This is a genomic window from Halomonas sp. A020, from assembly GCF_027943625.1.
Taxonomy (GTDB): Bacteria; Pseudomonadota; Gammaproteobacteria; order Pseudomonadales; family Halomonadaceae; genus Vreelandella; species Vreelandella piezotolerans.
Window position 1 is genome coordinate 2,200,061 of the sequence record NZ_AP022850.1, and the last position, 23,659, is coordinate 2,223,719.

At 56.5% G+C, this 23,659-nt stretch carries 20 protein-coding genes; 6 read left to right on the top strand and 14 right to left on the bottom strand.

The window, feature by feature from the left end; translation table 11 throughout:
• Window positions 1-92 precede the first annotated feature (92 nt).
• Window positions 93-761, top strand: coding sequence for an FCD domain-containing protein (locus FRH_RS10190; protein ID WP_139525242.1), 669 nt, complete (start codon window positions 93-95; stop codon window positions 759-761).
• Between the two features lie 90 nt (window positions 762-851).
• A complete protein-coding gene (locus FRH_RS10195; RefSeq protein ID WP_281996819.1) occupies window positions 852-1,418 on the top strand; it encodes a DUF1415 domain-containing protein in 567 nt (188 codons plus the stop codon).
• Here the strand turns inward: FRH_RS10195 and FRH_RS10200 are convergent.
• From FRH_RS10200 to FRH_RS10215, 4 genes are all read right to left on the bottom strand, one after another.
• A complete protein-coding gene (locus FRH_RS10200; RefSeq protein WP_219863000.1) occupies window positions 1,396-3,051 on the bottom strand; it encodes a diguanylate cyclase in 1,656 nt (551 codons plus the stop codon). The two genes, FRH_RS10195 and FRH_RS10200, sit on opposite strands and share 23 nt — an antisense overlap.
• Before the next feature lie 129 nt (window positions 3,052-3,180).
• Window positions 3,181-4,857, bottom strand: coding sequence for a methyl-accepting chemotaxis protein (locus tag FRH_RS10205; protein WP_281996820.1), 1,677 nt, complete (start codon window positions 4,855-4,857; stop codon window positions 3,181-3,183).
• 234 nt (window positions 4,858-5,091) lie between these two features.
• The gene (locus tag FRH_RS10210; protein WP_281996821.1) at window positions 5,092-6,768 is read right to left on the bottom strand and encodes a methyl-accepting chemotaxis protein; all 1,677 of its coding nucleotides are present in this window, start codon (window positions 6,766-6,768) and stop codon (window positions 5,092-5,094) included.
• Window positions 6,769-7,111: 343 nt separating this feature from the next.
• Window positions 7,112-7,615, bottom strand: coding sequence for a GNAT family N-acetyltransferase (locus FRH_RS10215; RefSeq protein WP_281996822.1), 504 nt, complete (start codon window positions 7,613-7,615; stop codon window positions 7,112-7,114).
• Window positions 7,616-7,724: 109 nt separating this feature from the next.
• Here FRH_RS10215 and FRH_RS10220 point away from each other — a divergent pair, with 109 nt between their 5' ends.
• The gene (locus tag FRH_RS10220; protein WP_139525248.1) at window positions 7,725-8,357 is read left to right on the top strand and encodes a LysE family translocator; all 633 of its coding nucleotides are present in this window, start codon (window positions 7,725-7,727) and stop codon (window positions 8,355-8,357) included.
• A gap of 10 nt (window positions 8,358-8,367) precedes the next feature.
• On the opposite strand, the gene FRH_RS10225 is transcribed toward FRH_RS10220, so the two are convergent.
• The 7 genes from FRH_RS10225 to FRH_RS10255 all read right to left on the bottom strand — a co-directional run bounded on the left by FRH_RS10225 (window position 8,368) and on the right by FRH_RS10255 (window position 16,351).
• Complete coding sequence (locus FRH_RS10225) at window positions 8,368-9,360, bottom strand: LLM class flavin-dependent oxidoreductase (RefSeq protein WP_281996823.1); 993 nt, start codon at window positions 9,358-9,360, stop codon at window positions 8,368-8,370.
• Window positions 9,361-9,470: 110 nt separating this feature from the next.
• On the bottom strand, window positions 9,471-10,157 hold the full coding sequence (locus tag FRH_RS10230; RefSeq protein WP_139525250.1) for an SDR family oxidoreductase: 687 nt from the start codon (window positions 10,155-10,157) through the stop codon (window positions 9,471-9,473).
• A gap of 76 nt (window positions 10,158-10,233) precedes the next feature.
• Window positions 10,234-11,499: a nitrate regulatory protein gene (locus FRH_RS10235; protein ID WP_153842220.1), complete on the bottom strand. Its 1,266-nt coding sequence runs from the start codon at window positions 11,497-11,499 to the stop codon at window positions 10,234-10,236.
• A 78-nt stretch (window positions 11,500-11,577) separates the two neighbouring features.
• Entirely contained in the window at window positions 11,578-12,930 is a 1,353-nt protein-coding gene (locus tag FRH_RS10240) for a NarK family nitrate/nitrite MFS transporter (protein ID WP_139525252.1), read from the bottom strand.
• Between the two features lie 336 nt (window positions 12,931-13,266).
• Entirely contained in the window at window positions 13,267-14,286 is a 1,020-nt protein-coding gene (locus FRH_RS10245) for a patatin-like phospholipase family protein (protein WP_153842222.1), read from the bottom strand.
• A gap of 84 nt (window positions 14,287-14,370) precedes the next feature.
• Window positions 14,371-15,468: a CZB domain-containing protein gene (locus tag FRH_RS10250; RefSeq protein WP_281996824.1), complete on the bottom strand. Its 1,098-nt coding sequence runs from the start codon at window positions 15,466-15,468 to the stop codon at window positions 14,371-14,373.
• Window positions 15,469-15,622: 154 nt separating this feature from the next.
• Window positions 15,623-16,351 carry a murein L,D-transpeptidase catalytic domain family protein gene (locus FRH_RS10255; protein WP_153842224.1) on the bottom strand — a complete coding sequence of 243 codons (729 nt, stop codon included), beginning with the start codon at window positions 16,349-16,351 and terminating at the stop codon, window positions 15,623-15,625.
• Between the two features lie 170 nt (window positions 16,352-16,521).
• Between FRH_RS10255 and FRH_RS10260 the strand changes: the two genes are divergently transcribed.
• Complete coding sequence (locus FRH_RS10260; protein WP_153842225.1) at window positions 16,522-18,153, top strand: L,D-transpeptidase family protein; 1,632 nt, start codon at window positions 16,522-16,524, stop codon at window positions 18,151-18,153.
• An 88-nt stretch (window positions 18,154-18,241) separates the two neighbouring features.
• On the opposite strand, the gene FRH_RS10265 is transcribed toward FRH_RS10260, so the two are convergent.
• Entirely contained in the window at window positions 18,242-19,936 is a 1,695-nt protein-coding gene (locus FRH_RS10265; protein ID WP_281996825.1) for a peptidoglycan DD-metalloendopeptidase family protein, read from the bottom strand.
• A gap of 617 nt (window positions 19,937-20,553) precedes the next feature.
• Between FRH_RS10265 and FRH_RS10270 the strand changes: the two genes are divergently transcribed.
• Window positions 20,554-21,474 (top strand): LysR family transcriptional regulator, encoded by a 921-nt coding sequence (locus tag FRH_RS10270; RefSeq protein WP_139525664.1) that lies wholly within the window; start codon window positions 20,554-20,556, stop codon window positions 21,472-21,474.
• Window positions 21,475-21,555: 81 nt separating this feature from the next.
• A complete protein-coding gene (locus tag FRH_RS10275) occupies window positions 21,556-22,554 on the top strand; it encodes a glutathione S-transferase family protein (protein ID WP_281996826.1) in 999 nt (332 codons plus the stop codon).
• Between the two features lie 78 nt (window positions 22,555-22,632).
• Here the strand turns inward: FRH_RS10275 and FRH_RS10280 are convergent, their stop codons facing one another.
• Window positions 22,633-23,112, bottom strand: a complete 480-nt coding sequence (locus FRH_RS10280) for a PRC-barrel domain-containing protein (RefSeq protein WP_219863009.1) — start codon at window positions 23,110-23,112, stop codon at window positions 22,633-22,635.
• 96 nt (window positions 23,113-23,208) lie between these two features.
• The gene (locus FRH_RS10285; protein ID WP_139525260.1) at window positions 23,209-23,406 is read right to left on the bottom strand and encodes a CsbD family protein; all 198 of its coding nucleotides are present in this window, start codon (window positions 23,404-23,406) and stop codon (window positions 23,209-23,211) included.
• Window positions 23,407-23,659 lie beyond the last annotated feature (253 nt).

Below are 23,659 nucleotides of genomic sequence, written 5' to 3' on the forward strand. Positions count from 1 at the left end.
GAATATAGGTGAGCCTACCAAGAGGCGTCAACACCTAGTGTTGGACGTTCCGATAACCGAAGCCTTGCGATGTGACGCAAAAGGACGCCGAAATGAATAAGCACGTGCAGCTTCCCACCAGCAGCGCCTCTAGTTCTATCTACGATGTGCTGCGTCGAGACTTGGTGGGGGGGCGCTTCAAAGCAGGCGAAAAGCTCGCCATCAATGCGCTCAAAGAGCAGTATCAGGTGGGGCTCAGCCCTCTGCGTGAGGCGCTGAATAAACTGGCAGCGTATGGTTTGCTGGTTCAAGAGAATCAGCGAGGGTTTAGGGTACCCAAGCTTACTCGTGAAGAGCTCGATGACATTGCGCGCCTTCGCACCGAGTTGGAAGGAATGGCGCTAGAGCGCGCCATTGCCCACGGCGATGCTGTGTGGGAAGCCGATTTGCTGGCGGCGGCACATCGATTGAAGCGAGCGGATATTACGCTGGACAAAGGCGAGGAGTGGGAGCGTCTGCACACCCACTTCCACCGGACCCTGGTGGCGCCTTGCGGCTCGGTGTGGCTGTTGCGGTTCATCGAGCAGTTGCACGACCAATTCGATCGATACCGGCGTTTAGGCCCCAAGATGCCCACCATTCGACAAGAACTGGATGAGCAGCACCATGAATTGGTGGAGCTGGCGCTCAAGCGCGATGCGCGTGCTGCCCGTGCATTGATGGATGATCATATTCATAAATCCTACGAGGTCGCGCTGGCTCGCTATCAGCAGCACGCCTGACGGGGTAGCGAACTTCGCTGTACACTGGTGGCCAGCGCGAGGCACTCGCCACCTAAAAAGTGCTTACAGCAGGCCAATGTGGGAGTGGAGATGACGCAAGACGCCGATCAGCAAATCGTGGAGCAGACACTCGTTTGGGTGCGCCGGTTTATCATAGGACACGAGATTTGCCCTTTTGCCAAACGGGAGTTAGAGAACGACACGATACGTGTGGAGGTGGTGCGTTCTAAAAAAGTGGAAGTAGCGTTGGAGGAGCTGGCTGCCGAGATGGTTTGGCTCGACGAGCACCCTGAAACAGAGACGACTTTATTGACGTTTCCGACGCTGTTTAAAAGTTTCGACCACTATCTGGATTACGTCGAGCTGGCGGAAAATCTATTGATCGAACTAGGCTACGACGGTGTGTATCAGTTGGCCACGTTTCACCCTGACTACTGCTTCGATGGCGCAGACCTCGACGATGCCGCCAACTACTCCAATCGTTCGCCCTATCCCATGGTGCACGTACTGCGCGAGGCTAGCGTCGAGCGAGCCATCGCGTTTTACGGAGATACGGCCGCCATCCCTGAACGAAACATTGCCTACTTGACTGCACTGGGCAGCGATGTCGCTGAAGCGCAGTTGCAGGAATGTTTCAAGACGATTCCCCGTAAATGACCAATCGGTGTTTACCTTTGCTTTTGGCCTGATAAAGCGCCATATCGGCTAGCTGCATGACGTGTTCGATATCGTGGCCGTGTTGCGGCCACCACGCTGCTCCCAGGCTGCAACCTACCTGCGCTTGGTGCCCTCCAGGCAGCCGTACCGGGCTGGCGATACGCTGCAGTAGCCGCTGGCTGACATCCGTCACCACATGGGCGCTTTGTTCTGTGGTGCTTTTAAGAATCATCACGAACTCGTCTCCGCCTAGACGTGCCACTACGTCACCGCTGCGCAACGTCGACTTGAGCCGTTGGGTGACCTCGATCAGCAGTAAATCCCCCGCATGATGGCCAAGCTCATCGTTGACCCGTTTAAAGCCATCGAGATCGAAGAGCAGTACGATGACGCTTTGGTGCTGTCGACGTGCCTCGGGCAGCGTATGCTGCAGGTAGTGGTTGAGGAAGGCGCGGTTAGCCAGCCCCGTCAGCGGGTCGGTATTGGCCAAGTCTTCTAAACGGCTGATGGTGCGGCGTTGATCGATCAAGCGCTCGACCATGTCACGCATGGACGTCGATAGCCGTTTGAGCTCGGGGGAGCCGGTTTCCAGCGTCAATTCGCTGCGGCTGGTGGCCGTCTGGATGTTGTCAGCCGCGCGCGCCAGCCGCGTGAGCGGTGCGACTAAGCGAGCGGCCACGATCCAGCCGATGATGGAAAACATCAAGGCCACCAGTAGCCCCGTGCCGAGAATCAGTTCGTAAAGCTGGTCTACCGGCACGAAAGCAGTACTCACGGGCTGCCTGCTCACAGCAACCCAGCCCAAACCTGGGAAGTCTCCGAACCCTTGGCTACGCGCTATTCCCGTGACGTAACGCTGCCCATCTGGCCAGGTTTCGATGGACCATTTGGGCGTGGCGCTGCTGAGGGTCCCTTCCATGAACGCCAGCGATTCACCGACAAGTTCAGTGGGTCCAAGAATCACCGTGCCTTGCGAGGAGAGCAGCAGTAGTTCGGTTTGCTGGGCCCGCAGTTGCGGTGAAAGCATTGAGTTTTTCACCTGTTTTGCCCACTCCCAGCTGAGATGGACGGCGAGCACACCAGTAAAGATGCCCCTCGAATCGGTGAGCGGAGCGGCGATATCGACGAACTGAATGGGCTCGCCCGTGGGGTTGGGGAGTAGCTGGGATAGCATGACGGCATCATGAACATCCCCCACCCATAACGCTTGTCGCCCTTCGATAAATACCGGCCGCTGGGCAATCGACGATCCTTCGAGAAGCCCTCCGGTGGAGGCGATCACCGTGCCACTGGCATTCGTTACGCCAATCCAAGACGGCACGTCATAGTTACGCTGCAGATGTTCGAGCTGGGCGCGCACCGAGGAGGGATCGGTGCGATCGGCAAACTCTTTGATGCCCAACAGTAGGCGCACCTCTTTAACCCGCGCATCCATGCTGCGGCTGAGTTTATCCACCATTTGATACGCGGTATCAGCGCTGCGGTACCCGATATTTTCCTCGAGTTGTAGCGCCGCCTCGCGGGAAGCGACCCAGCTCAGCAGGAGCGTGATGGCAATCACTAACGAGGTGATCAAGCCAATGATGCGGGTGCGCAAAGAGATACGCGTCAGCAGTGAAGGGTGATTAGGCATCGATAGGCCAAGCGAGTCGTCGTCAAGAGAGTCACCCTAACGCAATTTTTGTTATGGCACGAATAGATAGGGTCAACGGAGGCTGCGTGGGACAGCGGATGTGCTTCGACACGCAGCCTGGAGGCTCGATTAAAACGCTTCCCACTCAGGCTCGGCTGCTGGCCGCTGGCGTTGAGCCGTGCTGACAGTTTGTGAGGGAGTGCGCAAACGCTGGGCAGGCGCTGAAGCGGTGGATGGGGCAAGCATAGGGTGACGGTCGGAGGCGTTGATCCGGAACGCGGCGACCAACTCTGCCAACCGTGAGGCTTCATCTTGTAGTGAGGCTGAAGCCGTGCTGGTTTCTTCCACCAAAGAAACGTTCTCCTGGGTAGCAGAATCCATTTCGGCAATCGCCGTACTGATTTGGCTGATCCCAGACTCTTGCTCTTTCGCCGCCAGCGCTAGCTCCTGCATCATATCGTTGACTCGGATGATGGCTTGGTTGATGTCGTCCATGCTCTCGCCATTTTTCAGCGCTTGATCGGCACCTTGTGCAATGCGGCCCGCGATATCCTCAATCATCGTGCGAATTTCTTTCGAGGAGTTGGAGGTTTTCGTTGCCAACGAGCGAACTTCACTCGCCACGACGGCAAAACCGCGGCCGTGTTCGCCTGCACGGGCGGCTTCCACCGAGGCGTTCAACGCTAGAATATTGGTCTGGAAGGCGATCGAGTCGATGACCTGAATGATTTCATTCACTTTTTGAGAGCTGGCTTCCAGTTCGCGCATCAGCACACTGGTTTGCTCCGACTCCTGCTTACCATGGGCTGCTTTTTTGGAAGCATCCTGGGTCAAACGCTCCGCCTGTGCGGCGGTGTCGGCATTTTGGCGGACGATGGAGGAAATCTCATCCATACTGGCAGCGGTTTGTTGCAGCGCGGCGGCCTGCTGCTCGGTACGTGAGGCGAGATCCTGGCTGCCCCCAGCGATTTGGCGGGAACTGGCAGCCACGGCGCTACTGCTTTGGGTAAGCGTGCCTACCATACTTTGCAGCTTGCTCTGCATATCATGCATGGCGCTGTAGAGCCGACCAATTTCGTTGTTACCCAGCGATTCGATATGGCGGGTCAAATCGCCCTTGGCGATATGCTCACAAAGCTCCACTGCGCGCTGCAGCGGGCGCACGATAAGGCGATTGATACCGATTTGGACGCCCAGCGATAACAGAAGCGCCAGCACAATCAATGCACCGCTGAACAGCATGGTCACTCTGTGTCCCTGTTCGGCGTGAGCAATGTTTTCGGCTGCTAGGGCTTGCGCGCGGCTGTTGAACGCACGAATGGCATCGCTAAGCCTGTCGAACTCCACATTGAAGCGTTCGCGGTGCTGCACGATCGCAGCGTAATTGGCAGCCGCTAAATCGCTGCGAAACGCCTCGTTGATCATTTGCGGGTAGTAATTATCAATGGCTGCAATGAGCGGTGCACGAACGGCCGTAGGCGGTACTTCAATGGCGGTAAACTCAGCGTAGCGTGTATCGGCTCGCTGGAGCGCTGCGCGTGCGAGTTCGAGCGCTTCTTGCGCAGAGGGATTTTCACCATCCTCGACATAAGCGGTATAGCGAGCCAAGCGTAAGCGCATTTCCATTAAATTGACTTCTGCGCGGTTGATCGACGCCACTTGCTGGGCCGCGACTTCATCGAGCTCTCGCAAGCTCTCCATCACACTCATTTTGGATACGATACCTGTCGCTGCGATGGCCAGCAGGGCGATCACCATTAGCCCTTGCACGGCTGCCAACAAGTGTTTGACAGAGAAGTTTCTCATGATGACTCTCTCGGGAGGAAAAGGAGGGGGGGAACACCTGCAAGGAGGGGAGCCTCCCCTGTACATTATCGACACAAAAAGAGAGACATTGAGAGGTGCTGATCAGTTTTTTTTACACTTTTTTGCAAGGTCGTGGTGTTAAGCAGGGAAAGCTTGTGCATCTATTAAAAAGGGCCAGCAAGCCAGCCCTATTAAGTAATGAGCATCGTGACACAAACGATGTGAAGCAATCGGCTAAAAAGCTTCCCACTCAGGCGTAGCCGCCGTCCGCGAAGGGGGCGATCCTACCAGGGGAGAGACGTAAGCCGTGTTGAACGTTTGCTGAACGGCAAGTGGAATCTGGCTATTGAGCGCGTTTTGTACAAGGCGTTTTAGCTTGAACTCGTTCACTAGCTCGGCCAAACGGCCGGCTTCGTCTTGGAGTGAGGCGGAGGCCGTGCTGGTTTCTTCGACGAGCGACACGTTCTCTTGGGTTGCTGCATCCATTTGCGCAACCGCGGTACTGACCTGATTGATTCCGGAATCCTGCTCTTTAGCTGCCAACGCCAATTCCTGCATCATATCGTTCACTTGCATAATTGACGTGTTGATGTCCGCCATGCTTTGGCCGTTACGCGTGGTATGCTCGGCCCCTTGAGTAATGCGCTGCGAGATGTCTTCGATCAACTCACGTATCTCTTTGGAGGATGAGGAGGTCTTGGTGGCGAGCGAACGCACTTCATTGGCGACGACGGCAAAGCCTCGGCCATGCTCGCCTGCGCGAGCGGCCTCTACCGAGGCGTTTAGCGCGAGTATATTGGTTTGGAAAGCAATCGAGTCGATGACCTGAACGATGTCATGTACTTTGTGTGACGTCTCTTCGAGCTCATGCATCAGTTGACGCGTATGCTCGGACGCCTGTTGACCGTTGGAGGCTTTTTGAGCCGCGTCTTGGGTGAGGCGTTCGGCTTGCCCGGCGGTGTCAGCATTCTGGCGTACGATCGAGGAGATCTCATCCATGCTTGCGGCGGTTTGCTGAAGCGCGGCGGCCTGCTGCTCGGTACGCGATGCCAAATCCTGACTGCCGCTGGCAATTTGTTTGGAGCTGCTGGCCACGGCTTCACTGCTTTGATGGAGCGTGCCGATCATCTCTTCGAGTCGCTCTTGCATATCGTCCATCGCCGCGTAAAGGCGGCCAATCTCATTGCTGCCGCGCTCTTCGATCGTACTGGTGAGATCACCCTTTGCGATGTTCTCACAAATTTGCACGGCGCGTTGTAACGGGGAGAGTAAGAACTTGTTGATCGTGGCCTGCATCGTGACGTAGAGAATCAGTGCTAGCACTACCAAAAGGCCGACGGTGATCCCTAGCACTTGGCTATCGCGCAGTGTTTCTGCCGTTTTTGTATTGCCATAGTCCAACGCAAAGCGGTTAAAGTCGCCTACCGCTTGGCCAAACGCTAAAAATGCTGGGTTGATGTTCTCTTTATAGTCGATCAGTCCCTCGATATCTGCATTGGCGAGCATGTTTCTAAGTTCACTTGATGCTGCAGCGTCGTAGGTGTCATTGATCGTAGAAAGGTAGGAAAAACGCGCGTCCTCAGAGGCCGTTGGTACGCTATTCATGGCATCGATCCTTGCATCCGAAACACCGAGGCTCTCGTTCGCCGAGGCCAGCGCATCGGCAACCCGCGCGGTCAATCCATTTTGGTAGTACTGGGAAAGCCGCTCTAAACGAACGCGCATTTCCATCAAATTGGTTTCTGCCCTAGCGGCCGAGCTTGATTGCACGGCGCTGATGCTATTGACCTCTTCCAAATAGGCCGCGGCTTTACGCTCCCCTAAATAACCCAGAAGTCCTATTGCCATCAGCATGAGAAGAAGGATCGCAAGAGCTCCTGCTATCAAGTTTTTGACCGATATTTTTTGCATGTCCATTACCTTTTTTGCCCCCAACACCTGACGTGGCGTTAGCTCGGGACTTTAAAGGTAGCAGTGATATTTTAATATAAATTAATAAAATAGAAGCGTGCGTTGATTGTGTTAAACGATGATTTTTGATTGTTTTACGAAAAAAAGATTGGGGATTGTTTCAAAAAGTGTCTTAAGTAAGCGTTAAGGTTTCCAGATCAGGGAGTGAATAGCGTTTGTGTGCTATTTGTGTGTGGTCGCGAGAGAGAATGAACACCACGGATACTCTCGCGCGACGATGTTGTCGTTTGCAGCGTTGAATGACGGTAGGGCGGTGGCGTGCTGTCAGGGTAGAAGCGCTTGGTTAGTGTGGGACTAGTGCTTTGTACATGACGTGGGTATCCACATATCCTAATGAAGCATGCTGATAGGCGTTTGGCACGGTACCGACGATCTCGAAGCCAAGGCGTTGCCATAAGCCCACGGCCACGTGATTGCTGGCGACGACGGCGTTGAACTGCATGGCTTTGAACCCCTGCGTCACGGCCTCTTGCTGTGAGTGTTCGCACATGGCGCTTGCCACCCCTTTGCCCCGCGCTTGCGGCGTGACCATATAACCACAGTTACATACATGCTGGCCGGGGCCTGCGGCGTTGGCCTTCAAGTAGTAGCTGCCCAGCAGTGCTCCCTGCTCATCTTTTACCGCCATGCTAAGACGTGGCGTTTGACACCACAGCGCAAACGCTTCCTCTTGGCTAATGTGGGGGTCTATCGCGTAGGTTTTCTGGGCGGCTACAATGGCTTGAAACGTAGGCCAGAAGAGCGCGAACTCTTTGGCGGTCATCGGCGAAAACTGAAGGCTGGACATGAGGTGTCTTCCATGGGTGTCGTCATGCGTAACGTTAGCACACTCCAATGCGTATCTGCGCGACGGGTACGTTGATAAGTGAACCACTGAACCGCAAGAGGGCAAGACCATGACCGTTGAGAGTGCACTGACGTATTTTCTGGCGATTTTCGTTTTCGCCGTGACCCCCGGACCGGGTATTTTTGCCCTGCTGGCGAAGGGAATGGCATCGGGAGCGCGCTCGTGTATCCCGTTAGCCTTGGGAATGACGGTCAGCGATGTGATTTACCTGCTGCTGGCGTTTTACGGTTTGGCGGCGCTGGCGGAACACTGGGGAGACGCCTTTACGCTACTGCGCTACGCTGGCGCCATCTACCTGTTCTATTTGGGCTGGAAAATGTGGACCGCCGAGGTATCCCCGCAAACGCTCGACGCCCTCCCAGCCAGCCGTGGCGCTTGGCGTCGTGATGCTGCAAAGAGTTTTCTGCAAGGTTTCATGATCTCGGCCTCCAACCCGAAAGTCATTCTGTTCTATATCGCTTTCTTACCGACCTTTATCGATCTCACCGTGCTCGACCGCAGCGATATGGTGTTGGCGGTCGGGTTGACGCTGGTGGGGCTGATGATGGGATTGATGCTGGTCGCCTCATGTGCGTCTTCCGCGCGCCGCTTCTTTCAGTCCGAGCGCGCACAAAAAGGCACCAACCGCACGGCCGGTTCGCTGATGTTCGCAGCAGGCGCTTTTCTGGTTGCTAAAGGTTAAGGCAGACAGTTTAACGAACCGCCTCGGCGACGATCTCATAACTCCGCAAGCGATCCGCGTGACTGTAAAAATCGCTATTGATCATCAGCTCGTTGGCCCCCGTGCGTTCTTGAAACGCGGCTAGCTGTGCTTTGATCGTTTCTGGGCCACCGATGATGGCCGCTCCCAAAAACTGCTCCACCTGGGCGCGTTCCATGGGTGACCAATCCAAGGCATCGACCGGTGGCAGCGATTGGGTCGGCTTCCCCCGGATCAGGTTCAAGAATTTTTGCTGGGCGGTGGTGGCCAAGTAGTGCGCCATCTCGTCGCTATCAGCCGCCATGACCGGCAAGCCGACCATGGCATAGGGTGACTCTAAATGTGCGGAGGGGCGGAAGTTGTCTCGATAGAGACGGAGTGCTTCGAACAGATAGCCCGGGGCGAACTGGGCGGCAAATGCGAAGGGCAGGCCCAGCTTCGCCGCAAGCTGGGCACTGTAGCCGCTAGAACCCAGTAGCCAAATGGGCACGTGTGTGCCCTGACCGGGCACGGCTTTGACGGTTTGGCGGGGATCCTCGTCGTCTAAATAGCGGCGCAACTCTTCTAACCGCTCCGGAAAGTCGTCGACACCTGCATGGGCGTGACGGCGCATTGCTCGCATGGTCGCCCCATCCGACCCAGGGGCTCGGCCAAGGCCCAGGTCGATGCGCCCAGGATAGAGCGTCTCAAGCGTGCCAAACTGCTCAGCAATGACCAGCGGTGGATGATTGGGCAGCATGATGCCACCGCTACCCACGCGTATCGTGGACGTTTGCCCCGCCACGTGACCAATCAAGACCGAGGTGGCGGCGCTGGCGATACCGGCAATGTTGTGGTGCTCGGCTAGCCAGTAGCGCCGACAGCCCAGCGATTCTGCATGCTGGGCCAGTGATACGCTGTCACGGAACGTTTCGCCTGCGCTTCCGCCTTGACGAATGGGCGCAAGATCCAGAACGGAGAGGGCGGTGCTCGCAAGTTGGCTCATAAATCACCTAATAAACGTGCATGGTCAGCGGGCTATTTTTGTTAGCACGCTTCATAATGCAGCGTTTATGTGGGCGGCCAAGTGCAATTACAACCGCCGTGGCGTTGGGGTCACTCTTTGGGGGGCGTCGGGCGTACCAAGATTTCATTGACATCGACGTGTGGCGGCTGAGCGAGCGCGTAGATCACCGCATTGGCAATATCGCGGTCTTGCAGCGCATACTCGGGCGGCTCGTCGAAAAACGGTGTGTCGACCATACCGGGTTCGATCAATGTGACCCGCATGCCGGAGCCGCGCAACTCTTCGCGCAGGTTGTAACCAATGCCCGTGACCGCCCATTTGGTGGCGCTGTACATAGAACCGGGGATGGTCGTGCGTCCCGCGGCCGAACCGGTCAACAGCACGTGTCCTTGACGGCGTTTCAGCTCCGGCAGGCAGGCTTGCAAGGTTAGGCCAACGCCGTAAATGTTGGTCAAAATCATCTCCCGCCAAGCGTTATGGTCGGCGCTGCTAAAACCGCCGGGCGAGCCCCCGCGGCCTGCATTGGCGAATACCGCGTCGATACGGCCGAACGTTTCGATGGCGTGCTCCACCATGGCTTGCTGCTGGTGTAAGTCGGTGACATCGACGTCGCATGTGAGCACGTTCTCTGGGCCGAGCTCTTGGGCAAGGGAGGTCAACTTATCGGCAGAACGCGCGGCCAGCACCAGTTGATACCCTTCTCGGGCCGCTGCCCGGGCGGTGGCCGCGCCAATGCCGCTGGAAGCGCCGGTAATTAACAGTACGCGGTCTTGCATCGTTGGCTCTCCTTGCTGTCATACATGAACCTTCAGCATGGCCAAAACCGAGTGCGGTTGCAAACGAGCGCCCTCGCTAGGGTGTATCTTGCTGTCGTTGCAGCATGGCAGAGAGATCTAGGATCGAGCGTGCCATATCGGCCATGCTTCTGCTTTGATCCATCGACGTTTTGCGCAGAAAACGGTACGCCTCCTCCTCGCTCATCGACTGATGGGCCATGATGAGGCCTTTGGCTCGTTCGATCAGCTTCCGCTCCCGCAGCGCTTTGCGCGTGTTTTCCAGTTCGTCGCTGAGTCCTTGCAGACGACTCGACTGCGCATGCGTCAATTCCAGCAGCGAACGACTCAGCGGCGAATGGAGAGCAGTGGCGGTCAAATCGCCCAGCGGTTGAGAGGGGCTAAGCGCCAGCAACTGTTCGCAGGGGGCTGGAAGTGGTCTGTCGGGTGTGGCCGAGGCGTGATCCAGCGCCGCTTGTGCGTGGGCGATTTTATGGTGGCATAGGGCCATGAGCTGCGTGTTGAGCGTGTCTTCCACCGTTTTGATGGTATCGATTCGTAGGGTCGTCAGCTCATACCAGGTTTCCCCCAAGGTGTTGCCCGACGCCGTTCGATGTTCCGAGCGTTGGCAGGCGATGTCGCGTAGCTGGCTAATACCGGCCAGCGTTCGGGGCGAAAGCGACTGTTCCCAAGCGCTCAGTGCTTCTGGGGTGGCGAATTCGGCAAACGTATCGAAGCAGCGTTGCTGGGACTCGACGAGTTCGTTGAGCAGCGTGCGATGAGCGTCATCGAAATGGCCTAGGGTAAACCCAAAGGCACCGCAGGCACGCTCTTGTCCGGCAAGCTCCTTGCCTTGCATGAGGTGGAACGTGGCTACCAGAGCGCGGGTGATGTCTGGATCGACAGCCGTGTCTGCGGCCTCGAAGACGATCGCCAATAAACCGCTAATCAGGTGATTGAATGCCTGCGTGGCCGCGTCCGGTGAAATATGAAAGGTATCGATGGCTCGACGCAGGGCATCGAGCTCATCCAGCGCTAGCCAAACGCTGGCAATGCGGCGCAGCAAGCGTGCGGTGGCTTGAGGTCGAGCTTCCTGGCTGAACGTTTCTAAACGCAGGCGCATCGAGGCTTCGGCCGATTGACTATGTTGAACGTAGGTCGTTCGGCGGGTTTTGAAACGCTTACCTTGTGAGGCCAGGTAAATCGTCGAGGCGCCGCGTTCGCGCTGCAGCACATGAATGAACTGGCTGATATCGCTCACGATATCCACGGTCGTAGCGAGATGGTGAAGGTTATCGATGTCGCAGCGCAGGGCAGTAAAGAGAAGCTGTTGGGCAGAAGACATGGTGATTTCCTTGATACTCGCCGCCAAAAGTCAAACGCCCCCGCAGCAGCACACTGGCAGGGGCAATATTCACCGATATTAGCGTAGTGAGAGAGCACCTGCCCCCGTATCGTCGCCGACGGCATCACGGTATGCGCTGGCCTCTTCGGCTTCGGTGGCCTCGCTAAAACGCACCACCAGTACGCAAGACGCTAGTACCAACACGGTCAGGCCCAGGTAGAAAAGGCCCTGCTGGTAGCTCAAGCTTTCGCTACGAAACAGAAACGCCGCAGACACCGCGCCCACGTTGCCGCCGGCCCCTACGATACCGGCCACGGCCCCCAGGGCTTTTTTGTTGATAAAGGGCACGACGCCAAAGGTGGCGCCTTCGGCCATTTGCACGAAGAGGCTAAATACCAGCATGATGCCAATGGCTAGGCTGAGCACGTGCATTTGGGAAAACGCCACTAGGGCAATGCCTTCGCACACCAGCGCTATGAAAAGCCAGCGAACGCGCCCTTTGAGCCCACCATGTTTGGCGAACAGATCGGAAAATACGCCGCCCAGTGTGCGAGCGAAGATGTTCATCAAGCCGAAGAGTCCGGCAATGAGCCCAGCGGTCGCCAGGGTCAGATCGAATTTGTCGAAGAAGTAGATGGCGGCAATGTTATTGATCGTTAGCTCGACGCCAAAGCAGAGCCCATACACGACGAACAGTGCCCATACGCGGATATCCTTCGCCGCCGCCAGGAAGCTTTGGGCGGCACCGTGCTCACCGGTAGCGGGTGGCAGCTCACCGCGTGCGCGCAGCTCGCTGAAGTTGCCATTGGGGGCGTCTTGTGTGAACAGCCAGTAGGCAATACCGGTAAAGAACAGCACCACACCAGGCACCACCATGGCGAGTCGCCAGCCGAGGGCTTCGTTCACGCCGAGCATCAGAACGCCGGCGAAAATCAGCGGCATGACGATTTGGGTGGTACCGCCGCCCAGGTTGCCCCAGCCAGCGCTGGTGGCATTGGCGGTGCCTACCACGTTGGGCGCAAACATCAAGGTGGTGTGGTATTGGGTAATGACGAACGATGCGCCGATGGCGCCAATCGCCAAGCGTGCCAGTAAGAAGGTCTCGAAACTGTCGGCAAGGCCAATTCCCATTACGGGAATGGAGCCCAGCATCAACAGGCCCGTATAGGTTTTGCGTGGGCCGATACGGTCGCAGAGTACACCGATCAGCAGCCGAACGATCACGGTGATCGCCACCGAGGCGATGATGGTATTGCCGATTTGGGTTTGCGTTAGCGCGAGATCCTCGCGCACCACGGCCATGAGTGGTGCGATACCGAACCAGCCAAAAAAGCAGATATGGAATGCAAACCAGGAGAGGTGAAAGGCCCGCATTTGCGGCGTCGAGAAATTGAGCAACCGGATACGGTTGGCTTTGTTGCGGATCTCCATGGGAGTGACCTCACAGCGTACGAACGAGTTTGTCGAGACGCAACGCGCAGGCGTTACGTGGTTACGGGAACATGCCTTCATCGTTGAAGGTCAGGTCCGACGCACTCGTACCCTGTTGGGCCTGGTCCACGCCTATCACCATGTAGAAAAAATAAGCAAATACTCCGCCATCACTCTTTTAAATCAGTGAAAACAGTTGGTTAAAGATTTTGCTTAGATAGGAGACTGCTTGGCAAGTGGCAAAGACGGGGGAGAGTAGAGCACTTAACGCTCGTTTAGCGCACTCTGCTTGGGCAGCGTGCGCTAAGTTGGGGCAGTGGCTGGGCGTGAGCGCGCTTATTCGTGTAGGTAGACCGCATCGATATCGAGTGTGGACACCCTGCCAAGGGCATCGAAATGCGTGGCGAGCCAATGCTCGGCCGCCTCTCGGCCTTGCTCGAATAGGTGACAAAGGAAGGGCCATTCGGAGTTGAGCTTACTGGAAACCGATAGGTTATCCAGGGCTTGGTCGCCGCTAATGCGGTGAAAGAGGGCCTGCTGATAGCAGTTCTCGATACCTTGCTCTTCGAGAGCGTGCTTGAGTAGTGCGATCATGCGTACCTCTTTGATCAGCGCAGCGTTGAAGGTGATCTCGTTGAGGCGGTTCATGATCGCCGAGGCGGAGGTGGGAAGCTCTTCGCGACGAATCGGATTGATTTGCACCAGCAGGATGTCCCGCGCGCTGCACTCCTCCATGAGAGGGAACAGCGCCGGATTGCCCATGTAGCCTCCGTCCCAATACGCTTCGCCATCGATCTCCACCGCTTGAAACATGAACGGCAGGCAAGCGGAGGCCATGACGGCGTCGACACTCATCTCTTCGCGGCGAAAGACGCGCTGCTTGCCCGTGCGTACATTGGTAGCCGCGACGAAAAGCTTGAGCTGGTCGCACTGGCGTACGCGTTCGAAGTCGATATGAGCCGCCACGATATCCCGTAGCGGATTCAAATTGAGTGGGTTGAGTTGGTAAGGTGATACCAGGCGCGTCATCAAGTCCATGGCGATATAGCCCGGCGAGTGGTCGAGGCTCCAGTTGCCGGTCAGAATATCCATAGGGGAGCGGCGAATGGGGCTGGCCATGCCTGCGCGGCTAACGGCCTGCCAAAACTCCCGCAGTGCCTGACGCGCCGCTCGCTTTCCGCCTCGAGTCAAAGCATCAGCCATCACCACGCCGTTCATGGCGCCTGCGCTGGTGCCGCTGATGCCCTCGATCTCGATGCGATCATCTTCCAGAAGGCGGTCGATCACCCCCCAGGTATACGCGCCATGAGCACCTCCGCCCTGTAGCGCGAGGTCGAGCTTTTTTACCGGTGCCATCGTCATCCTTTCCGTCTTTGATGGAAGTGCCTTTAGCATGGCATAAAAGTCGCCGGACGGAAGAATGGGGAACTACCCCGCAGACTAGGGAGCGTCGGCCAACGGTGATGAACGGGTCTGGGGCAGCGGCTGGTCGTACACCGCATGCTCCATCAACCGGTCGAGCTGCTGGGCCAGCGTCACGCTGGCCTCTTCCATGAGCGCCAGCGAGGCCAGCTCGCCGGTCAGGCCCCCCTGTCGGGAATAGCGCAAGGCCTCTAGACCGCTCTCATGGAAACGGCGGTGAGCCACGGCCAGTGCACGGTAAGCATCGCTTTGCTGATAGCGGCGACTGTCACCTGCCAAGTACCAGCGACCCAGCGCGCAGTGGTGCTGATCCGTAAGAGGAACTTCTTGGGAAGCTGATAATAGTTGCTGGTAAAGACGACTTTTCCACACGGCATGTTCCACTTTGGCCGCGTGTAGACAGGCCGTCGTAGTGCTGTGGTGGATCACCTTGTACATATGGCGTGCTTGGTCGGTGAGCTGTTCGATCACTTGTTCGGCGTCTTGCGCGGCGCGCGCCAAAGCGTTTGCGCTTTCGCGTTGATGGCCAAGGACCCGAGCATCCTCCTTCAGCATGGTAGCCGTTTGCTCGACCCATTGATCCAACTGGTGCGCCAACTGCTGGGTGCGCTCGGCCAGGTGCTGGATGTCGCTCACCACGGCGGTGAGGCCGCTGGGCGCTTCCTGAACGTGAACCGCTTCGAGTGCCGTGCTCATCGCCAAGGCTCGGGTATGACCAGCCATACGGGCGAGTTCGACGCTCATGCCGCGCAGCTCGTGAAGGGCCGTGTCGCTGGCGAGTGGCGCCGCGTAATGCGTATCGGCCTGCTGGTGCCTTTGACACTGCTGTTGAAGATGTTGAGACGCTTTTTCTGCGTCATGTAGCCGGGTAAACAGGTCGGTGAGCGTGGCGCGTTCACTGGCAAGCTGTTCGGCGTGCCGTTCGGCGCCCTCTTCTAGGGATGTGAGCATATCCGCGCCTTTGGACTGAAGCATACTCACCGACTCCAGGGGCGTCATTAAGCTAATCGTGCGGCAGCCCCGCGTGCTCTTGGCCACGGCCAATTGAGCGTGTAGCTCGGCGACTTGCTGCTCCAGGCGGCGGATCGTTTGATAGGGGTGCATAAAGGCAAACATTGACCGGTACCTTCAGTGATGACGCAATTTGTGATGTTTTGTCACAAAGTATTGCAGAAGGTTTTTATGTTTGCCTGTGAAGCGTGGCCTTAGCTGATGAAAATCAGCCTCTTGTCATCGCAAAAAAGGAGCATCGCCATACCACTCGCCTGCGCTATTTCATCTCGGCTAGGTGCATGGGCGTCGACGACTCACAGCGTAAAAACGCTGACGTGGCTAACCACTCTTCATCCGGATAGTAGGCGAAGACGTACTGGTCCTCTTTTAGACTGTCGATTAGCGGGTAAGTGATGTCCTCACGTACCGCCGGGCAGCCATGGCTTCGCCCTAGGCGACCGGTTTGGGTGATGAAATCGTGGCTTACGTAGTCCGCGCCATGAATGACGATCGCTCGCTCGAAGGCCAGATCGTTGACGTCAGGCTCCAGGCCATCCAAGCGTAGTGAATAGCCATTGCGGCCGTAGTAACTGTTCATGGTGCGAAACAGACCGATGCTGGATTGATGGCTATCGGGAACATTGGAAAACGCGTTGGCCACGGCATCGCCAGATCCTTGTCCATGGGACACTAATTCCTCGAACAGCAGCTGATGTTGGTGAAGATCGAACACCCACATGCGCGGCTCTGTGGATGGCAGCGAGTAATCGATGACGGCCAGCCGCTCTGCGGATGGATCGGCACAGCTCAATGCCTGGGCCGCTAACCTGAGGGCAGTTGGCGTGGCATTAGGCGCTAACTGCAGTAACTGATGATGAAGGGGGGATACCCCCGCAGCTGGGGCGGCGGCCACTTGAGAGAAAAAGCCAGCGGCTTGAAGAGGATAAGAAAACAGTACGATGGATAAAGAAAACAGTACATTCATCATGCGTGATCGAAAAAGCATGGGGCGTTATCCTGCTGAAGGAGTCAAAAGCGTAACGAGGTCGATACATCAAGAGTCAGCGTAAGCGGCTATGATAAAAAACGTGTATCAGAACGGGAACTACTGATACGACGGTAAGCAAAAAGAGTGAAGCCACATTACAACGCAGCATAGTAACGCAAGGAGAGGCGATGAACGACCACCAGCCACTAAGACGATGGGCGATAGGAGCGGCGCTCTGTCTGGCGCTGAGCGGCCCGATAATGGCCGATGCCAATGAGCCAGCCAGCGCCGCGTTGCAGCAAGCCCTCGCGCAGCATCTTCAACACCATGAAGGGTCGCTGCCCATCGCGTCGTTCTATGAACTGCGCGGTGGGCAGCCGGCGTGGCAAGAGCTTCAACGCGTTCAGTCGCTGGTCAGCGCGTTGAACACGTTGCCCGATGACGGGTTGACGCCCGACGACTATCAAGCCTCGTCGTTGCTGAGTGACTTCCAGCAAAGCCAGCAATTGGACGATCGTGCGAAGGCCAATTTCGACGTGCGAGCCACTCGGGCCCTGCTCTTGGCGTTGGATCATCTATCGATCGGTAAAGTGGATCCTAAACGCGTCGAGCCGAATTGGGATCTGCAGCGACCTGAGCGGCGTTATGCGCTGCCACGTGTAGTGCAAGCCGTCGAGGAGGGGAGGGTCGAGCAAGCGCTGTCACTGGCGAGGCCGAATATGGCGGCCTATGCCCAGCTTCGTGAAGCGTTGGTGCACTATCGTCGGCTGGCCGATCAGATGAGCGTGCCCTATTTACCAAGACGCGATGAGTCGCTGCGCCCCGGCGATATCGACGATGACGTGCAAACGCTTCGCCAGCGCTTGACGCTATGGGGCGAGCCCCACCTGCTGGCAGCAGATAGTAGCGCTTACCCCATGGTCGACGTGCAGGCGTCAGGAGCTGACCCTCGCAGCTTCGACCGAGAGTTAGCGCAAGCGGTCATGCGTTTTCAGCGACGCCACCAGTTGCAAGAAGATGGCGTAGTGGGAGAGCGCACACGGCTGGCACTGAACATGCCCGTCTCCGCACGAGTGAACCAACTGCGCATCAACCTGGAGCGAGCCCGCTGGATTCGCCCTTCGCTGGAGCGCACGCCCAACGTGTGGGTCGATATTGCAGGCTATCGCTTGCATTATACGCGCCCCAATGGCCAGCATTGGGATACCCGAGTGGTGGTGGGCTCGCCCAGTCGTGAAACGCCGATCATCCACTCCTCGATCAGCCACTTGACCGTCAACCCAAGCTGGACGATCCCCCCGACCATCATGCGGGAAGATGTGCTACCACGGATCCGCCAGGACGAGCAGTATCTGGCGCGGCAGAACATTCAGGTAGTGAGCCTATCCGGAGAAACGCTGGATGCGAGCACGATCGATTGGCAGCGTCCGGGAGGCGTGATGCTTCGCCAAGTGGCAGGGAGCAGCAATCCTCTGGGACGTGTCGTGGTGCGTTTTCCCAATAACGACATGATTTACTTGCACGATACCCCGGCAAGAGGGCTCTTTCAGCGTGAGCACAGGGCACTGAGCTCTGGCTGTGTGAGGGTTGAGGGGGTAACGGAATTTGCCCAGCTCCTACTGCAAGACAGCGGCAGCCGTTATCAGCTCGATACGCTGATCGCGAATGGCCGCAGCGATCAAAACGTGAACTTGCCTAACCGTATTCCGGTAGCGCTGCACTACCTGACTGCTTGGCCCAACGGGCAAGGAGACGTAGTGTTCAGAGAGGATATCTATCACCGCGATGCGGCGCTGCTCGCAGCGCTCGAGGCAGTGTAAGTCGCTCGTCATTCATCAGGACTGGTAGTGTCAAAAAAGCCGCCCCACGTCGTGTGGAGCGGCTCTTTTGTATCGCCGTGGAGAGTGCTTATTGGAGGCTTTCGTCGCTGTCGTTATTGCGCTCATAGTTAGCCACGCTGATGGTGCCGGTTTCGCCACTCTCCAGCGCGGCCAACATTGGCTCGGCTTGGCGTTGGAACGCGATAAGCGTATCGCCGCTTAGGCTAGTGTTCTCGGGCAGTTCGACCGTCATCGCGTTCACCGGCGTGTTATTGACGATGACTTCATAATGCAGGTGGGGGCCTGTGCTGCGGCCGGTATTACCGGACAACGCAATACGCTCGCCCATCGTGACGCGCTCGCCCTGGCTGACCAATGGTTGCGACAAGTGCAAATAGCGGGTGCGGTAGCCGTTGTCATGGCGCACGACAATGTAACGACCGGCAGCGTGGTGGTTGCCGACACGCTCGACACGACCATTCGCAGGCGCGGTAATGGGGGTACCAATGGGCATCGCAAAGTCGGTGCCGTTGTGCGGGCTCACTCGCCCAGTGACCGGATGTAGGCGGCGTGGGTTGAAGTTGGAGCTAAGACGATAATTACCTTCGAAAGGACGACGCGCAAAGGCCGGATCGAGGCTGCTGCCTTCGGGCGTGTAAAAATTATCGTCGGTGGTATTGCGCACGACGGTCAGGTCCATACGCTCGCCGTCATACTTAACGGCCAGTACACGCGAATCAAGTGTCTCGCCATCGATCATGTCAGATTCGACCAAGACCTGAAACTGATCCCCCCGGCGGCTGTCACGACGGAAGTCCAGCTTTTTTTGCAAGATGCGCGTAAGCTCCGTGACGGAGCTGCTGCTCAAGCCGGTGGCTTGGGCTGAGCGAGCAAAGCTGCCCGTTACGCTACCGGCATAAAGGCGCTGTACGGGCTCACCCTGACGTTCGATAGCCGTAATGGCGTATTGGTCACTATCCCGCTCTAGTAGAACGCCTTCGCGCGTGTTCTTCATCATGCGCAGTGCCAACAACCGGCCCGTTTCGTCCAACTGGTAGTCGAAGCTGTGACCTGCACGCCAATGCGTCAACATACGAGGATCGGGTAGGTCGTCCAGCAGGGCGAGCACTTCGCTGTACCCCAAGCCCAGCTCGTTTTGCGCTAACACGGCAAACGTCTCGCCAGGCTCGACGATATGAGTTTCCCACTCAGGAACGAACGGCTCTTCGGCTGCCAGCTCCAGTTCCAGGAACGACACATCGTCCTCGTAGAGTTCGACCCCATAATCCTCGTAAGAAGTGGCATCAGCGATTTCGACGGAGTCGTCGACATTGAGCATGCCGCTTGTAATCGTACCTAACACGATCGCCATATGCAGCGCGCCATCATCCAACGGGCTGTCGCTCAGCGCGACCCGAGGATGCGCAGCGTGTGAGGCTGCATCACTTGCCATGGACGCTTCGGCACTGGGAATCACATCGAGATCGACGATCTCGGTGGCGGTGAGTTCACTCAAAGGGATGTGTTCGCGGGTCGCGTCGAGGGCGCGAGAAGCGCGGTCGATCGCTTCTGCCACTGGCGTTCGCTCTTGACGAAGCGACGGGACGCCGGGGGCTGAGTCGCTGGGTAGCGGAACGAGCACGCTCTCCAGCGGTGTTTGAGGTTGATTCAGGTCATGATAGGTGGTGATGAGTTTTTGTGCGCCCAGCACGGTGACCATGGTGGCCACGGGTAACAGTAATAATTTGTGCGTGCGAGGCAGCGAATGGAGGATTCGCAACATGAGTAAATAGGCCGCCGAGTTCGTGAAATAAAAGTAACATGAAAGTAAGCAAACTCGGGAACCATACCCCAAGGGAAAGGGGGTGAATAGACTGTACATTCATACACAAAATATACTTCCGCTGAATAGCGCAAATATGAAGGGTTCTTATTCAGCCATGAACACCGTTTGCTAACAAAAGTAACCAAAAGGCCGCAGCTTTCTAAAGCCAACAAAACGGTGTATTCACCTTCACCATAGACGCAAATGAAGTCTTGTGACAGGGAAATATAACGTGCGTCTAAATAAACGAGCGTTTTGTGCCCATATCAGCATGTAAGCCCGCATTAATAACATCCATAACACCGGTTAACGATTCAAAAATGCAACGCCGCGTCAATCGTATGAGTGCAAGGCGTATCCAGCGGAGTTGCTAATAGTAATAGGGTAATTTTTTGTATTTTAATGTTTCATTGAGTTTCTTTGGGGCTTTTTGGGGACTATGACTCCGTGAGATGGAGCAGTGAGTCAACGAAATTCGCTAACAAACAAGTACTCACCATCATTTCCTGGCATTCTAGGATTGTTTTTCGAAGATGAAGCGGATGGTTTCGCTGTATGGCGTCGAGGAAATCGAAATGTCTCGGGTAACACTAGCGCAGTGGCAAATGCTGGCCGCCGTGGTGGATCATGGCGGCTTCGCAAGGGCGGCAGAGGCGATCCATAAAAGCCCCTCTACGCTGAATCATGCGGTGCATAAATTAGAAGAACAGTTGGGTATCCAGGTGCTCGAGCCCATCGGGCGGCAGGTGCGGCTGACCGAAGCGGGTGAGTTGCTGCTTCGACGGGCCCGGCAGCTGATCGAAAGCGCGGCGTCTCTGGAAGACGTCGCCTCGCGCTTGGCGGCGGGGCTTGAAGCAGAGATCGTCGTGGCGATCGATCAGATTTTTCCTGCAGCGGCGCAAGCCAAAGCACTGGAACGCTTTTCGGAAACCTATCCTCAGGTACGCGTGCAGCTCCACGAGAGCGTGCTTAACGGGGGGACCGAGATGCTCTACGATGGCCGTGCCGACTTAGTGGTCTCAGGTATCGAGGCCCAAGGGTTTTTGGGAGAGCCGCTGGTCAATATTCGTTTCGTGGCGGTAGCACATCCGCGTCATCCTCTGCATCAACTTGGGCGCTCGCTGGATTTGCGTGATTTAGCCCAACATCGTCAGCTAGTGGTGCGCGATTCCGCGCTGCGTCAGTCCACCAATGCGGGATGGTTGAAAGCCGAGCAGCGCTGGACCGTCGGGCATGTGGGCACCTCATTGGACATGCTGCGACGCGGACTCGGTTTCGCTTGGATTCCGGAAACCCGTATTGCCGACGAACTGGCCAGCGGAGCCTTGAAGCCGCTGCCGCTCACTGCGGGAGGCGTTCGCGAGGTCCCTGTTCAGCTTATTTTTCGTGATCGTGATCGTGCGGGTCCAGCCGCCCATGCCATGGCGGCAGCGCTGAAGCGAGCAGTGAAAGAGGTATGCGAGCAACGTTCGATTCCCTCGAATGAACAGCCGTAAAACATCCGCTTGAGCCTTATCCCGTCGGGGGTATGCTGAACGGTATAAACATCGAAAAACGTTCAATGCAGGAGATGCCCGATGGGACTGTTAGTCAACGGCGAATGGGTCGATCAGTGGTACGACACCAAAAAGCATGGCGGGGAGTTCGTTCGCGAATCCGCGCAGCTGCGCGATTGGGTGGGTAGCGACCAAGCCTCTGACGGGGATAGCTACCCGGCTCAAGCCGATCGCTACCACCTTTACGTATCGCTCGCGTGCCCCTGGGCGCACCGGGCGCTCATCATGCGTAAACTAAAAGGGCTGGAGTCGCTGATCGGCGCGTCCCACGTGAGTCCGCTGATGTTGGAAAACGGCTGGACCTATCATCAAGACGAAGGGTCAAGCGGTGACCCCATCAACCATGCTGAGTTTCACCATCAGCTCTATACCATGACAGACCCAACGTACACTGGCAGGGTCACTGTGCCGGTTTTATGGGACAAAAAGCGCGGCGCCATCGTCAATAACGAATCAGCCGATCTGTTGCGCATGTTCAACCGCGCCTTCGATGAATTGACTGGCAACGACTTGGACCTCTATCCAGACGATTTGCGCAGTGTCATTGATGACGTAAACGATGATGTGTACGACCACATCAATAATGGGGTGTACAAATCCGGTTTTGCCACGGATCAGCAGGTCTATGAGAAGCACGTGACGGCGCTGTTCGATGCGCTAGACCGCATGGAGAAGCGGCTTGGAGAGCAACGCTATCTGGCGGGTGAGTGGCTGACCGAAGCGGATATTCGTCTCTTCACTACGCTGATTCGCTTCGATGCGGTCTATTTTGGCCACTTCAAGTGCAATTTCAAACGCATTGATGACTACCCCAATCTCTCGAATTACGTACGCGAGCTTTATCAGTGGCCGGGAGTGGCCGAGACGGTCAACATGGATCACATCAAGCGTCACTACTATTATAGTCACGATACGATCAACCCTACCCGTATCGTACCTGCTGGGCCGCTGTTGGACTTTACTCGTTCTCATGACCGTGAGCGTTTGCCAGGCCAGGGAATACGTCGCCACTCATCCTGACCCCGTGCTTCAAATATAAAAAGGCCATCCGCATGGATGGCCTTTGACTTTGTCACAGCAGGACGAATTTAGAACCTATTACTCGTCGTTCACGGCTTCACGAGTCGTCTGCCAGGCGCTCTGGGCGCCTTCTTTAGTGGTTTGCCACGCATCCCGCGCATTGGCTTTGGTCTGTTCCCACCAATCACGATCATACGTTGGGAAGGATTCTACCTCTTCTGACGTGGCTTCAAGCATGATGCGGTGTTCGGTTTCACCATCGCTTTCAGTGTGCGTCTCGAGCGTGAAATTGTCCGTGTCAACGACGATTTCACGGCCACCTAAGCCCAATACCGCACCGCTCTCGATGACAAGTGCAGAAATTCGCATCTCTTCATCGAACAGAATATCGTCGACTTCCCCGATTTCTTCGCCAGAACCATTGGCAAAGAAGACGTCTGCATCGAGGATGTCTTCAGCGGAGTACATACCCTGAGGCTCGGTTTGGGCGTGAACACCAAACGCCATGCCGCTTAAGAGGGCCGTTGTGATGGCAGTCGTTAGAATGGATTTACGCATAGCTTCTCTCCATGTGGCTATCGGTAGGTAGCGTCATGCTACTCTTGGTGAATTCGGTATTAAGACCTTTAGTGAAAGGTCGTCGTACGACAGAGTTTAGAGACCGTTGGCCCAATCATCCGCGCGGCGCTCAGCTTCTTCACGCTCCAAGCCGTATTTTTGCTGAAGCTTACCGACCAATTGATCCTTTTTACCGCCGATCTGATCCAGCTCGTCGTCAGTAATCTCACCCCAACTCGCGCGGGCTTTACCTTTCACTTCTGTCCATCTGCCTTCGATTTGATCCCAGTTCATGTTTATCACTCCTTGAAGTTCGTGAACGTCATCAGGCATTTCTCAGGTTAGACGACATATGCACATGTGCAAGCTCGGGTATTGATATGGGTTAAAACAAAAAGGCTGGTCAGAACCCGTGGGGGGTGTTAGGATGCGCGCTCCTCGCATGTGTTGACCCCTCCATCACGACGATAAACGTTCATCACTGACGCTGAGCAGTACGTGCCACGCCAGTCGAAACGTTTGCGGGAACATCTCACTGACTGCAGAT

Excerpts from the sequence above, each read along its gene's own strand:
- FRH_RS10225 (WP_281996823.1), bottom strand. The coding sequence starts at position 9,360 with ATGAGCCAACTTGCGAGCACCGCCCTCTCCGTTCTGGATCTTGCGCCC.
- FRH_RS10270 (WP_139525664.1), top strand. The coding sequence starts at position 20,554 with ATGTCTCGGGTAACACTAGCGCAGTGGCAAATGCTGGCCGCCGTGGTG.
- FRH_RS10235 (WP_153842220.1), bottom strand. The coding sequence starts at position 11,499 with ATGTCTTCTGCCCAACAGCTTCTCTTTACTGCCCTGCGCTGCGACATC.
- FRH_RS10280 (WP_219863009.1), bottom strand. The coding sequence starts at position 23,112 with ATGCGTAAATCCATTCTAACGACTGCCATCACAACGGCCCTCTTAAGC.
- FRH_RS10220 (WP_139525248.1), top strand. The coding sequence starts at position 7,725 with ATGACCGTTGAGAGTGCACTGACGTATTTTCTGGCGATTTTCGTTTTC.
- FRH_RS10230 (WP_139525250.1), bottom strand. The coding sequence starts at position 10,157 with ATGCAAGACCGCGTACTGTTAATTACCGGCGCTTCCAGCGGCATTGGC.
- FRH_RS10285 (WP_139525260.1), bottom strand. The coding sequence starts at position 23,406 with ATGAACTGGGATCAAATCGAAGGCAGATGGACAGAAGTGAAAGGTAAA.
- FRH_RS10250 (WP_281996824.1), bottom strand. The coding sequence starts at position 15,468 with ATGTTTGCCTTTATGCACCCCTATCAAACGATCCGCCGCCTGGAGCAG.
- FRH_RS10240 (WP_139525252.1), bottom strand. The coding sequence starts at position 12,930 with ATGGAGATCCGCAACAAAGCCAACCGTATCCGGTTGCTCAATTTCTCG.
- FRH_RS10205 (WP_281996820.1), bottom strand. The coding sequence starts at position 4,857 with ATGAGAAACTTCTCTGTCAAACACTTGTTGGCAGCCGTGCAAGGGCTA.
- FRH_RS10195 (WP_281996819.1), top strand. The coding sequence starts at position 852 with ATGACGCAAGACGCCGATCAGCAAATCGTGGAGCAGACACTCGTTTGG.
- FRH_RS10215 (WP_281996822.1), bottom strand. The coding sequence starts at position 7,615 with ATGTCCAGCCTTCAGTTTTCGCCGATGACCGCCAAAGAGTTCGCGCTC.
- FRH_RS10200 (WP_219863000.1), bottom strand. The coding sequence starts at position 3,051 with ATGCCTAATCACCCTTCACTGCTGACGCGTATCTCTTTGCGCACCCGC.
- FRH_RS10210 (WP_281996821.1), bottom strand. The coding sequence starts at position 6,768 with ATGCAAAAAATATCGGTCAAAAACTTGATAGCAGGAGCTCTTGCGATC.
- FRH_RS10245 (WP_153842222.1), bottom strand. The coding sequence starts at position 14,286 with ATGGCACCGGTAAAAAAGCTCGACCTCGCGCTACAGGGCGGAGGTGCT.
- FRH_RS10260 (WP_153842225.1), top strand. The coding sequence starts at position 16,522 with ATGAACGACCACCAGCCACTAAGACGATGGGCGATAGGAGCGGCGCTC.
- FRH_RS10190 (WP_139525242.1), top strand. The coding sequence starts at position 93 with ATGAATAAGCACGTGCAGCTTCCCACCAGCAGCGCCTCTAGTTCTATC.
- FRH_RS10265 (WP_281996825.1), bottom strand. The coding sequence starts at position 19,936 with ATGTTGCGAATCCTCCATTCGCTGCCTCGCACGCACAAATTATTACTG.
- FRH_RS10275 (WP_281996826.1), top strand. The coding sequence starts at position 21,556 with ATGGGACTGTTAGTCAACGGCGAATGGGTCGATCAGTGGTACGACACC.
- FRH_RS10255 (WP_153842224.1), bottom strand. The coding sequence starts at position 16,351 with ATGCTTTTTCGATCACGCATGATGAATGTACTGTTTTCTTTATCCATC.